The organism is Pseudomonas capsici, assembly GCF_017165765.1.
In the GTDB taxonomy this organism is placed as follows: domain Bacteria; phylum Pseudomonadota; class Gammaproteobacteria; order Pseudomonadales; family Pseudomonadaceae; genus Aquipseudomonas; species Aquipseudomonas capsici.
In genome coordinates this window covers 213,137-225,590 of record NZ_JAFGZD010000006.1, presented here as the reverse complement: position 1 = coordinate 225,590, position 12,454 = coordinate 213,137, and the positions used below count along the sequence as shown (strand labels likewise).

At 57.2% G+C, this 12,454-nt stretch carries 12 protein-coding genes and 1 riboswitch; of the genes, 2 read left to right on the top strand and 10 right to left on the bottom strand.

The window, feature by feature from the left end; translation table 11 throughout:
- Positions 1-11 precede the first annotated feature (11 nt).
- The 10 genes from JSY17_RS10830 to JSY17_RS10780 all read right to left on the bottom strand — a co-directional run bounded on the left by JSY17_RS10830 (position 12) and on the right by JSY17_RS10780 (position 10,902).
- Positions 12-2,027 (bottom strand): SrfA family protein, encoded by a 2,016-nt coding sequence (locus JSY17_RS10830; protein WP_232849398.1) that lies wholly within the window; start codon positions 2,025-2,027, stop codon positions 12-14.
- A gap of 231 nt (positions 2,028-2,258) precedes the next feature.
- Positions 2,259-2,447 carry a hypothetical protein gene (locus tag JSY17_RS10820; protein ID WP_117165598.1) on the bottom strand — a complete coding sequence of 63 codons (189 nt, stop codon included), beginning with the start codon at positions 2,445-2,447 and terminating at the stop codon, positions 2,259-2,261.
- Between the two features lie 180 nt (positions 2,448-2,627).
- Positions 2,628-3,413, bottom strand: a complete 786-nt coding sequence (locus tag JSY17_RS10815; protein ID WP_117165700.1) for a putative hydro-lyase — start codon at positions 3,411-3,413, stop codon at positions 2,628-2,630.
- 110 nt (positions 3,414-3,523) lie between these two features.
- Positions 3,524-4,456: a LysR family transcriptional regulator gene (locus JSY17_RS10810; protein ID WP_117181928.1), complete on the bottom strand. Its 933-nt coding sequence runs from the start codon at positions 4,454-4,456 to the stop codon at positions 3,524-3,526.
- A 151-nt stretch (positions 4,457-4,607) separates the two neighbouring features.
- Positions 4,608-5,609 (bottom strand): FecCD family ABC transporter permease, encoded by a 1,002-nt coding sequence (locus JSY17_RS10805; protein WP_206401782.1) that lies wholly within the window; start codon positions 5,607-5,609, stop codon positions 4,608-4,610.
- A gap of 14 nt (positions 5,610-5,623) precedes the next feature.
- Entirely contained in the window at positions 5,624-6,595 is a 972-nt protein-coding gene (locus JSY17_RS10800; protein ID WP_206401781.1) for an ABC transporter substrate-binding protein, read from the bottom strand.
- Positions 6,589-7,371 (bottom strand): ABC transporter ATP-binding protein, encoded by a 783-nt coding sequence (locus tag JSY17_RS10795; protein WP_117185478.1) that lies wholly within the window; start codon positions 7,369-7,371, stop codon positions 6,589-6,591. Before JSY17_RS10795 ends, JSY17_RS10800 begins: the two co-directional genes overlap by 7 nt.
- Before the next feature lie 52 nt (positions 7,372-7,423).
- On the bottom strand, positions 7,424-9,565 hold the full coding sequence (locus tag JSY17_RS10790) for a TonB-dependent receptor (RefSeq protein WP_206401721.1): 2,142 nt from the start codon (positions 9,563-9,565) through the stop codon (positions 7,424-7,426).
- Positions 9,566-9,673: 108 nt separating this feature from the next.
- Positions 9,674-9,879, bottom strand: a riboswitch (cobalamin riboswitch).
- A gap of 100 nt (positions 9,880-9,979) precedes the next feature.
- The gene (locus JSY17_RS10785; protein ID WP_117181901.1) at positions 9,980-10,465 is read right to left on the bottom strand and encodes a GNAT family N-acetyltransferase; all 486 of its coding nucleotides are present in this window, start codon (positions 10,463-10,465) and stop codon (positions 9,980-9,982) included.
- A 38-nt stretch (positions 10,466-10,503) separates the two neighbouring features.
- Complete coding sequence (locus tag JSY17_RS10780) at positions 10,504-10,902, bottom strand: hypothetical protein (protein WP_201012112.1); 399 nt, start codon at positions 10,900-10,902, stop codon at positions 10,504-10,506.
- Between the two features lie 340 nt (positions 10,903-11,242).
- Between JSY17_RS10780 and JSY17_RS10775 the strand changes: the two genes are divergently transcribed.
- Together JSY17_RS10775 and JSY17_RS10770 are read left to right on the top strand one after the other, a co-directional pair.
- Positions 11,243-11,497, top strand: coding sequence for an immunity protein Tsi6 family protein (locus tag JSY17_RS10775; protein ID WP_206401719.1), 255 nt, complete (start codon positions 11,243-11,245; stop codon positions 11,495-11,497).
- 472 nt (positions 11,498-11,969) lie between these two features.
- Positions 11,970-12,431, top strand: coding sequence for a hypothetical protein (locus JSY17_RS10770; RefSeq protein ID WP_232849396.1), 462 nt, complete (start codon positions 11,970-11,972; stop codon positions 12,429-12,431).
- The last annotated feature ends 23 nt before the right edge of the window (positions 12,432-12,454 follow it).

Sequence of the window (12,454 nt, the reverse complement as noted above, 5' to 3'; positions counted from 1 at the left end):
GGGTACAGCCTTTATTCGCGCCGCATGGACATGGGGAATTGAGTGTTGCCGTAGTTGCCCTGGCAGTCTGCGATGCTTTGGGCGCCCGGCTTGCAGGATACTTGTGGCATGTCATAGCGACTGCCGTCGGTGCAGTTGGCCTGATCTTCGCTTTTGATGCCCAGGCTTGCACCATTCATGGCGGCATTGACTGAGCCGGTGCAAGACACTCCGTCAGGACGGCGGATAGTGACATTGCCCTTGCCCTTCTCGAATGCGTACTGGAGGCGCAACGGTCTGGAAGTCTTGGCATCCATGATGCCTGCACCTGCACGGTAGTTGCCGTTGAGGAAATAGGCAGGGCCTTCGGCTGTGTCCTGCGGAATGCTCAGCGGTTCGCCAGGCGTTCCGGATTGCAGTGTCTGAGCACCGGTTGCCGGTTGTTCTGCTGGCAGTTCAGGTGCGACCGGGGATTCGGAAACAGCGGTTGCGCTGGTTTGAGACTCATGCACTGTCGGCTCAGCCACTGTTGGCGCAGGGATTGTCGATACGGGTTCGGCAGTTTGGAGCTGAGGCGCGCTGACAGTGGTTCCGATCGATGGCAGTGTCGAGCCATTGAGCGCCACACCCTCTACAAGGGATTGACCTGCACCGATGGTGTTTGTGGGTGTGGAGATACCCGTGGGAGGCACTGACAGACCGCCCACAGGCAAAGTGGCCGCTGGTAGGCAACCACGAAGCAGGCCGAACAACAGCAAGGCCAGCATCAAGAGTAGCAGTGGCCATAACCACCAGAAGCGCTGCCACCATGGGCGGGGTACAACAGGCGTGGCTGTTATCCCGGGAGGCACCGCACTTGCAGAGGGTGTCGAGGCGAGTAAGGGGGCAGTAGCCTTTGGCTGGTGTGTCAGAAAGTACAACGGCTCACGATTACGATCCGTTTCAGTCTTGACGAACCCCCAGAAGGTTAGCACCGGCTGGATGCAGGATTCTTTTTCACCGTTTGCGTTGGTGCGTGTTGTCTGGACAAGATACACGTAGCTTTCGTCTGGAACATGAGAAACCAGCCCCAGCAATTTGCCAAAGATGGTCTGGTCACTTTGCCCATTCTTTTTACCGGCCTGCACCAGAGCCTGGCTCATTGCAGCGATGTTTTCCTTGAAGCGGGCCAGTTGAATCCGTGCTGCGCTGCGCTCGTCTTCGTTTGCTGAACTCCACGGCACCACATCGCCCGGAACCGGGCTATACCAGTCAATGACACTGCCTTGTTCGTTGCTTTGGGGTACGGCAAGGAATCTGGCCAGAGAGGGATCTTTACGGGCGAGTGCAGAAATGAGCTGCAAGGCGGCTTTGTATGCCGCTTGCCCGGTTTCACCCAGGGCCATAAGTTCGTCACTTTTGCCTGTGCGAAGCAATGCATTAGGCTGACCAGGTATGAAAGATGTGTCTGCAATCTGCGGGTTGTCCACACTTGCAGCAGATGCCGGATTCAGTGAAGAGGAGAGGTCAGATGCAATCGTGCTCTGGCTCAGAAAGTGCAGCGGATCAAGATGTCGCTCAGCTTCGCTCTGCACGAAACCCCAGAACGTCAACACCGGCTGCATGTAGTATTCGTTAACGCCGTTGTTATCAGTACGGGTTGTCTGGACCAGGTACAGATAGTCTTCGGCAGGTGCATGAGGTATCAGCCCCAGCAGTTTTCCAAAGATTATCTGGTCTCTTTGTTCATTCTTGTTTGCGGCCTGAACCAAGGCCTTGCTCATGACAGCGATTGCATCTTTGAATTGATGCAGTTGTGATCTGGCTTCGTCGCGTTCGTCTTCGCTTGCCGAACTCCAGGGCACCACGTCGCCTTGGACCGGGCTATACCAGTCGATCACACTGCCTTGCTCGTTGCTCTTGGGCACGGCAAGGAATCTGGCCAGGGAGGGATCTCTGCGGGTGAGGGCTGCGATCAACTGTAGAGCGGCTTTGTAAACGGGTTGCCCGGTTTCGCCTACAGCAATGAATTCGTCACTTTTGCCCGTACGAAGCAGCGCACCCTGCATGCTTTACATTCCCTTGTAATTCAATCCGTTGGCCAAGCAATGATGCTGCCGAAGGGCGCCACAGTAATGGCAAAGTGATGTTTTCGTCAATTTTTATACAAAAAAGTGTCCGAGCCGACATGAAAAATCATGAGCCGGTTTTTAGCGCAGTTTTATTGGATGCAGATTTGTTATAAAAAGAGGGCGTATACAGCGATCATGTGTTTATTGCAGTGTTTTTTCCGCTGCAATTCAATCCGCCAAAGCCATCCTCAACGCCACCGCCACTTCAAGCAGTTTATGCGCCTGCTGGGCAACTTTCGCGGCCAGCTCTTCATTGCCGGCTTCCTTGAGCATGGGCACCAGATCCAGCAGCCGGCCGACTTCGTTCTCGATGCCACGAATGGAGTCTGACACCTGATATTGAAGTGAATGTGCCATCTCTCTATCTCCGGGGCTTGCGCCGCATGCGCGTCACGGGATGCTACAGCCTCTGCTTTGATAACTGAACACGGGAAAAGGAAATGCCCTGCAGAATCTCAATGATCTGCAGGGAGTCACAGAAGTGTAGAAGATAGCCTCATGTCTCGTTATCAGAGGGCGAGGTGTCGACAGTCTGGATTAAAAAACCGCGAGATGACTATTGAGAATATCGGTCACCACCATATGCCCCGGTTTGTGGGTAATGGCGAACGAGGGACGTGCGCTGCGGATCGCTTGCTGAGGGGTTACGCCGCAGGCCCAGAACACCGGGATCTCGCCTGGGCGGATGATTGAGCGCTCGCCGAAGTCGGGTACATCTACATCGTTGATACCAATCAGGGAAGGATCGCCCAGGTGGACGGGTGCTCCATGGACGCTCGGAAAGCGGGAGGTGACCTGCACTGCCCGGATGGCCTGTGCCGGAGTCATCGGGCGCATGCTGACCACGGTGGTCCCGCCGAAACGGCCAGCCTTGCCATTTTCAATATTGGAAACGTACATCGGAACGTTGGTGCCCTGTTCGATATGGCGAATCGGGACGCCTGCATCCAGAAGCGCGCCTTCGAAGGAAAAGGAGCAGCCAATCACAAAACCTACCAGGTCATCGTTCCATAGACCTTTCAGATCTGAGACTTCATCGACCTGCTCGCCATCGCGAAACACGCAATAAGCGGGCACATCGGCCATCAGGTCCACGCTACCCAGTTCCGGAACCCGGCTGTCTCCCGGTTCGGTCATCCCGATAATCGGGCAGGACTTTGGATTGAGGCGGGCAAATCGCAAGAACTCATCGGCGTATTCGCGAGGCAGAATGGCCAGATTCCCCTGGGTGTAGCCAGGGCAAACATCTGCGGTCGGCCCGGTATGCAGGCCTGCCCGAACGGCGGCGCGAAATTCGGCGGGATTGTTCCAGGGATTGCTCATCGTGAAGACTCCATGAGTACGAAGTGGTGGAGTCATTCTTTGAGCAGTTCACTGGCAGTGTCTATCCAACAATAATCGTCATGCCTGTTCAATTTAACTGAACAGAAGAATCATCCATGGCTGATGATCCAGTGTTCCCCCTGGCGTTTGCAGTAGGTTCGGCAGACCTTGTGCACGATCTCTGCCACTTCTGACACAAGAGGCGATGCGTTTTTCATATGGGATGTGGCGATTTTGAATGAGGGCGGGCTGGGTAGAGGAAGCTCCTGCAACTCGCCCTGTTCCAGGCTGTCCTTGACCAGAATGCCCGGCATGATCGCCACACCCACGCCTTCCTTCACCAGCGATACCAGTGCCGCCAGGGACGGTGAGCCGGATATGCGCAATTCGCTGGCCAATACCCCATGCTCCGATGCCAACTGCTGTGCAATGGAAACTGCAGACTCATAAGGTGCCGAGCCACGCATTTGCGTCAGCATTTGCCTGCTCAAAACCTTGCGGACCCTATCCCGTGCCGGTACAGCTCGCGGACGTGCGACCCAATGGATGGGCAGCTCTGCAATGGGTTTGGTAATGGCAAAGGGATTATCGCTGTCATCGGCGATGACCTGAATGATCAGGTCGACATCGCGTCGCATCAGTTGCTCTTTTGCGTTCGAGGTCAGTTCAACCGAAAGATCGATGGTGACATCGGGCATTGCCCGGCTCATCAACTTCATGAAGTCCGGCAGAAAGGTATGGACGACCGTCTCGATGACCGCAATCCGGATTCGGCCCAGTTCCCTGGCTGGAGAACCAGCCGCACGCTGAAAGGCTTGAGTGGCTTGCAGCAGACGCTCCGCATGAGGCAGCAGGCTGGCACCTTGAGCGGTGATCTGAAGGGTCTTGTGGTCCCAGTTGAAGAGCACAATCCCGAGTTCCGCTTCCAGCTTGCGCACACGCATGGAGATGGCGCCGGGTGTGGTGTGCATCTGTTTGGCAACCTGACGAACGCTACCCACATGGGCCAACAGAATGAAGGTCTCAACGAATCGTGTATTCATGAATGTCACAACCTTGTGCGGGAAATACCGCATACACGCCACATGGCCTCTGTTCAGTAAATATGAACAGAGGTCGCTGCCAGTTTTCTGCTTCCGGGCTATTGAAGCATGAAAAGCACGGCCTGGTGTGTGGGGAGAGGAGGCTCGTTCTCTATCGACGTATCAGCACTATGAAAAACACGCCGCCAATGGCAGCAGTGGCGATGCCGATGGGCAGGTCCTGTGGTGCAATCAGTGTGCGGGCTGCGACATCTACCCAGATCATGAACAAGGCACCCAGCAGGGCACTGACCGGGAGCAGCCTGCGATGTTCGGCTCCCACCAGACGACGCGCCATGTGCGGCAACATCAGACCGACGAAACCTATGGCACCGGAGAGCGACACCAGCACGCCAGTCAGCAACGAGGTACTGACGAAGACCTGCCAGCGCGCATGTCGGGTGTTGAAGCCCAGGCTGACAGCTGTCTGTTCGCCACTCATCAATGCATTGAGAGCACGGGCCAGACTCAGCAGCACAATGAAACCACCTGCTACACAGACGCCCGGCAGCCAGAGCAGCTCCCAGCGCGCCAGCCCCAGGCCACCGAGCATCCAGAACATCACGGAGTTGGCGGCATGCTGGTCGCCGGTATAGAGCAACAGGTTGACCAGCGCCATCAGCACGAAGGACACCGCAACCCCGGCCAGCAGCAAGCGTTCGCTTTCCAGGCGTCCGTGCCTGCTGGCGACGGCCAGGACCAGCAACATGCTGCCCAATGCGCCGACAAAGGCAGCCAGCGGCAGACTGAATACCCCAATGAACTCACCCAGATACAATACTGCGACCACCGCCCCGAGCGCCGCGCCGGAACTGACGCCCAGCAGGTGCGGGTCAGCCAGTGGATTGCGGGTCACCGCCTGCAATGCAGTGCCGACCAGTGCGAGCCCCGCTCCCACCAGTGCGCCGAGCAATACCCGGGGAGCGCGGATCAGCCAGATGATTTGTGCCTGGCCCTTGCTCCAGTCCACCACGCTATCGAAGCCGGCTTGTTGCAAAACAATGCCCAGCACCTTGGCCAATGGCACCCGTGCCGAGCCGAAGCCCAGGGAGATCAGGCACGACAGCGCCAATAGAATGAACAGGCCGCCGATCAGCCAGCGATAGCCGGCCACGCTTCGTACAGGCTTCACTGCTTGGCTCCGTCGAACAGTTCGGGATGCAGCTCAGCGGCCAGTTTTTCGATGGCTTCGGCGTTATCGACCGAGGGCGTCACAGCAACATAGGGCAGCACCATGAACCGTTTCTGGCGGATGGCTTCGACACTGCTCAAGGCTGCGTTCTGCAAAAGGAAGTCACGTTTGTGCTGCCAGGAGGTCGGGCCATAGTCGACGATCACGATCATCTGCGGGTTGCGTTCCACCACGCTTTCCCAACTGACCTGAGTCCAGCTGGCGGCCACATCGTCCATGACATTCTGTCCACCAGCCGCTTCGATCAAGGCCTGCGGCATCCCCAGTTTTCCAGAGGTCGCGGGTCGGTCTTCGCCACTGTCATACAGGAACACCCGCGGGCGTTGCCGTATCTGGCCCAGTCTGGAGGTGATCTGCGCGACCCGTTGTTGCAGGCCTGCGATCACCGTATCGGCGCGCTCTTGGACATCGAAGATTCGTCCCAGGTTATGCAGGTCGCGGTACAGATCATCCAGGCTGGCTTCGCGCTGAGCCATGATCCGCGAGCAGGATTCGCTCAGTTCATACACGGGAATGCCGAACGGTTGCAGGGTTTGTGGCGTCACTGGGCCTGCGACGCGCATGCCATAGCTCCAGCCCGCAAAGAAAAAGTCGGCATTGGCATCCAGCAGGTTTTCCACCGACGGATAACGCTCTGCCAGCTCGGGCAGACCGTCCAGAGCCTCGCGCAGGGCCGGGTCGAGGGTTTTCCAGCCGGTGATGCCGGTATAGCCAACCATGCGTGGGCGCAAGCCGAGGGCAAGCAGCATGCCGGTCAGGTTGATGTCATGGCTGACGGCCCGTTGTGGCGGATGATCGAAAGTCACCTCGCGGCCACAACTCTTGACGGTCAGAGGGAAATTATCGGCGGCCGCAGCCAGGGGCAGGGCAGCAAGTAATATCAGGCAGGCCAGGGCTCGGGTCATGATGGGCTGATCCAGGTAATGCGTGGGTGAGGGGCCAGTGGATGGGTATCCACCAGAGCGTGGACGCCGAATACATGCAGCAGCCGCTGCTCGGTCAGAACTTCGGTCGGTGTGCCACTGGCAACGATCCGGCCGTGGTCGATGACATACAACCGGTCGCAGAAAGCCGCAGCCAGATTGAGGTCATGAAAGCTGGCCAGTGTGCTGATTTTCAGTTGCCGCAAGTAGTGCAGCAGCTCCAGTTGGTAACGGGGATCGAGATGGTTGGCAGGCTCATCCAGAATCAGCAGACCGGGTTGTTGCACCAGTGCCCGGGCCAGCAATGCTCGCTGTTTTTCGCCGCCCGAGAGTGATGCGAACGAGTGGTCGCGGAGTTCTTGCAGACCTACCTGTTTCAAGATCGTGTCTATCAATGCAAGGTCTTCGGCGCTTTCGCCGTCAAACCAGCTCTGATGAGGCGTACGCCCCATGGCCACGACATCTTTTACGGTCAGGCCGAACTCCTGAGGAAACTCTTGCATCATCACAGCCATGCGCTGAGCGCTCCAGCGAGGTGTCTGTTGCCAGATATTCTGCCTGTCGAGGTGCAGCGCGCCACTGTCCGGCTCGTTGAATCGATAGGCACAGCGCAGCAGGCTGGTTTTGCCGCTGCCGTTGGGGCCGATCAGCCCCACGAACTCGCCTTGTCCGATGTGCAGGTCGATGTCTTCGAGTTGCCAGTGTTGCCCCTGGCCCTGTGGCGCAGCCCAGTTCAGGCGCTTGATATGCAGGGTGGACATGCTCGATCTCCAGGTCGGCTGGCGACAGGTTGTATGCCTGCCGCCAGCAGGATCAGAAGCTGTAATCAGCCGTTACGAAGAACGAGCGAGGCTCGCCCATCAGCCACTGCTGCCCGTTGTTGTACTGCGATGCGGCGTAGCGGCGGTCGAGCAGGTTGTTCAGTTGCAGGCCCAGGCGCACATCGCGTTGCACCTGCCAGCCCAGATTGGCGTCCAGCACTGTGTAGCCCGGCACTGAGGTGGTATTGGCGGTGTTGGCGTAGCGCCGGTCCACATAGCGCAGGCCCATACCGGCATCCAGCTCTTCGGTCAGCGTCTTGCTCACCCACAGATTGGCGGTGCGGCGCGGCACATCGGCAGGACGATTGCCAGCACGGGAGACGACTTGCCCGGCAACGTTTTCGTCGAAGTCGTCGTATCGGGCACGCACTACCGAGGCGTTGGCCGACACATGCCAGTCATGGTCGAGTGCCAGTTCCAGAGAGGCTTCCAGACCGTCGGATGACTGCTGGCCAACCTGTTGTGTCAGGCGTGTTATCGGGTCGAGGGTCAGAAGCTTTTTCTTGACGATGTGATAAGCCGCCAGCGTCCATTCGCCCCGACCATCCCAGAATTGCTGCTTGAGGCCGAACTCGGTCTGTTTCGCTTCGGTGAGATCCATCTGTTGCTGGGTCGGGTTCATGCTGATGAGGTTGCTGACACCGTCTTCACTGGTGGAATACTGGCCATACAAGGACAGTTGGTCGGTCACGGCAAACACCAGCCCGGCGCGCCAGTTGCCGCCGGTGAGGCTACGGTCGCTTCGACTGTCGGCACGTTGGTCATAGCGGTCGATATGATTCTGGTCGCGGCGGATGCCGGTCACCAGCGACCAGCGCTCGGACAGTTGCAGACGGTTTTCGGCAAACAGGGCAAAGGTGCGGGTGGTGCTTTCGGCCAGCGGCCGGAACGCCGACAGGCTCTGGAAGTCAGCGGATGCCGGGCTCCATGGATCGATGAAGTCGCCGCCGACATCGTTATAGGGCGAGTTGTTGCTGACGTCGAAACGAATTCTGTTGTACTCGGCACCGACTACCGTGCGGCTGTCGAGGCCGAACAGTGAGTGATTGAAGGTGAAGCTCTGGCGGTCGCCGATCTGTTCCTGATCGTGCTTGATTTCCAGATAGTCGCCACGCAGCAACTGACCCTGTGCGCTACTCCAGGTATAGGTTTCGGCGTTGCGCCAGTGGCGGCGGCTCTTGATGTAATAGAGCTGGTTGCTGGCGCTGACGTTATCGTTGATGGCCCAGTCGCTGTTCAGGCGGGTCCATTCGTCGTTGTAGCGTTGTACGGCATTGCGCAGGTTGTAGTTCTTGTCACGCAGGCTGTCGCGGTAGCGGCCATCGATCAGCGGTGTGCCGAAGTAGTTCATCGGCTCGCTGTCGCCACGCTCGTGGGCGAGGGTGAAACTCAAGTCGTCGGTAGCCTGCCAGCGCAATGCAGCGCTCATGGCCAGGCTGCGGGAGTTGCCATTATCGACCCAGCCGTTGCTTTGCTGCTGGTTCAGAGTGACGCGATAACTCAGGGTGTCGCTCAGCGAACCGCCGCTGTCCAGTCCCAGTTGCTGACGGTCATTTGAACCGTAACCGAGCCGCAGGCGATTGCGGACCTCGCCCTCGAAAGGCTTTTTGGGCACTACGTTGATCACGGCTCCCGTTGCGCCTTCGCCATACAGCACCGACGCCGGGCCACGGATCACATCGATGCGTTCGACCAGGAACGGATCGACCGGGAAGGTCTGGGTGCCCGCTCCGGTGTACAGGCGCGAACCGTCGAACAGGGTCATGACCGAGGAGTGCCCGGTAAAACCCCGTGCAGACAACGCGGTATTGCCATCACCTGGGGATGCGATGCTGGTGATGCCGGGCGAACGGCTGACGGCATCCTGCACGGTGAGGTTGTTGCGGCTTTCGATGATGTGGCTGTCCAGGCTGCTGGTGCTGGCGGGGGTTTCCAGCGCAGTAAGGTTCAGGCGTGAACCGCTGGTTGTCGGAGTTGCCAGGTCGGTCACTGGGGTATCGGCGCTGCCGGTGATGGCGACCGAAGGCAGTGCCAGGGGAGGTTCGTCAGCGGCCAATGCAGGAGGCGAAAGTGCCACAAGGCTGATCTGCAGCGAACGATTCGCCAGAGTTTGAAACAGGAGAGAACGGGACATGCGATTCCAGCCAATCAGGAATGAATGAATCCCGGAGGGAACAACGCATAGGGAATCGCAGGCGCAAAAAGCCCGCGAAGACCGGCCTGCGCCCGCCCACCGCGGGTTTGCCAAACAAGGTTGCAGGCCGGTCTCCGGGCTTGCGAGGGTCATGAAACATTCACCTTCCCATGCCTTGGCACAGTGGTATGTCGAATGCTTCGCTCGCTTACCGTTGCGGGGGCAGCGCCGGACTGATCACTGGAAGTGACGCACCGGCTTCCCGTTTAATCCCCTGCACGGCGGCAGGGGACACCTGAAACTGGCGCGCATCAAATCATTGAAGTTCAAAGGCGTCAATGACGGATGCTTGGCAGAGGGGGTGAGACTCAGGCTTCTATCTCAAGGCTATTGCGGCTCAGCTCGATGACGGGGTTACTCGTCACCCCTGGCAAAACTCAGCAGCGCGTCGCCTTCCATGCGATAGCGCACCCACTCGTCCTGAGGTGCAGCCCCCAATGCCTTGTAGAACTTGATGGCCGGTTCATTCCAGTCCAGCACGCTCCATTCGAAACGTCCGCACCCATTGGCGACGGCCTCACGGGCGATATGACGCAACAAGGCGCGTCCGGCACCGATGCTGCGGTTTTCCGGCGAGACGTACAGGTCTTCAAGGTAGATACCGTTGCGGCCCAGCCAGGTGGAGTAACTGTAGAAATAGACGGCGAAACCGACCGGTTTGTCGTCATGCAGGCAGATCAAGGCTTTGGCAGGAGCGTTTTCGGCGAACAGCGAGCGATGAATGTCTTCGACCGTGGCGACTACTTCATGGCGGGCGCGTTCGTAGATGGCCAGTTCAGTGATGAAGTCAAGGATCTGGCTGGCGTCGTCGGGGCGGGCAGGGCGAATTTCGAGCGGCACAACGATTCTTCCTTGTGGGTATGAGCCGGCATCATAGCTCAGGCATCACGCAACAAGTCATGGGCATTGAGCAGTTCCCAGGCGATTTCCGGGCGATTCTCCAGACCACGACGAATGGCCGCCGGAATCGTCTGGCGGGTCTTGCGACACAGGCCGGTCTTTTCCGGGACATGGATGCTGATACCGCGCATGGTACGCACCTCATTGAACCCCGGCGCGATCTCCACGCGGATGCCCAACTGATCGTGGATCTTGCCCTGCAGACGCCGCAGATCACCGAGGCTTTCGATACGCTCAAGTCGCGCAAGCAGGCGTTTTTCTTCCTCACGGGTAAGAAGCAGAATACGCCGATCGGCATCGGGAGCGTCCAGCTTTTCACGCTCGCAGTTACAAGCGCCGGGCGGGCAGGGATTGCGGATCGGGGGTGAGGTGTTCATGAACGCAGCATAGCCATTTGCGGGGGCTTCTGGCCATAGCTGTTAAAGCCTTCTGTCGAGCGTTGGCTGCGTTGTCGGAAAGGAATGAATTCAGGTCGGGCGGTGGCCACGATTGCTGCGCCTCTGGGCAGCTGTCTGGCCAATTCATCGGGTGGGGAGGCTCGTTTTTACTCGTAGTGCCATTGGCCGCTCGCCGTGCCCGTGATGCCGGTTTGTCTGTGATACAGGCTCTTCAAAGTACGGCAGCGGATATTGGCAGTGCCTAAGCAGCTATACCAGACAAAGGGTGGCAGTACACGATATTTTGTTCCGAATAATCACTAATTGAGGTACTTACACCATGAGCGAAAAATTGAATTTACTAGAAAATGGCCAGAAAAAATGTCGTGAATTGCTTTCCAAATATCCGAGTAGCGCGGCACTCCAATCTGTTGGTAAGCAGATCGAATATTTGATTGCGCTTGAGAAGGGCGTAAATTCCGACTGTTCGCTTCTTAAAGACATCACCATTGGAGTCTTGACTGCAAGAGAGATTGAGCAGTTGGATGACGACGCAGCAGAGATTTTCTACCGGATTGCTAGTGCATCAAGATAATGTGAGCTTGATAGTTGTTGTGTGTCTCATGGTGCAAAAGGAGGGGGCGGGAGTCAGTAGCCAGCTCGACACCAGCGTAGTTTCCTCTTCGGTGGGTCAGCCCTGCAGTGTTTTTGAAAACGGAAAGCGAACTCCTGCGAAATATGGCACACTACAGGGTGCGCCCATTTCACTGTTATGGACCAATATCTCTTTGTACTACGTCATGGTCTTGTGGGGTAGAACTCATGTAGCAATCCACCGGAAGTGAATGAAGTTCCATGGTTTGTGGAAAGGCAGAAATGATCAGATAAACAGCCTGCCCGACAACGTTTAGAGACTCTCAGGATCCCCGAAGAATATTTTGACTTGGCTCTAGAACGATATATTCAGTTAGAAAATATCAAATATGCCCCCAATTTTGCCCCCAATCGTATCAATTTTGCGAGTGATCACGAATCGCGATTTCTTACATAGACCAAGATGGATTCGGATGGCTTTCAGTGTACCTTTATCTCAGATTGGACTGTTTGGCATCGATCGTCGGTTGATAAAGGCAGAGGGAGTGGCGCGTTTGAGCACTGCTTTTCGGGGTACACCTGAAATGATATTCACTGATGGCATGTGGCCATTGAATAATCAGCGCTGCTGCGGCCAGGCATCACGATCAGTGAAGTGGCTGCACACCGAGGAAAAATTCTTCAATCGATTGACGGGGCGCTACCAGCAATCGCTGCCGAAAGGGTTCGACAGAACCCTCAAGGGTAACCCACTAGATTTGGAGCTGCTTCGCAACAAGTGCCACGATCACGAGATGATTTTCAGATTCGTGATCGTACAACCCGCCATTTCAGCAGCGAAAATCTCTGCTGATCAGCTTGCTGTCCTCGGCACTAGTTACTCCTATATTAAGAACGTGTCCGGTTCAGATGTCCGGGTCGTAACCAGTGCGTAACACGAAGGTGGACTTATAACTCT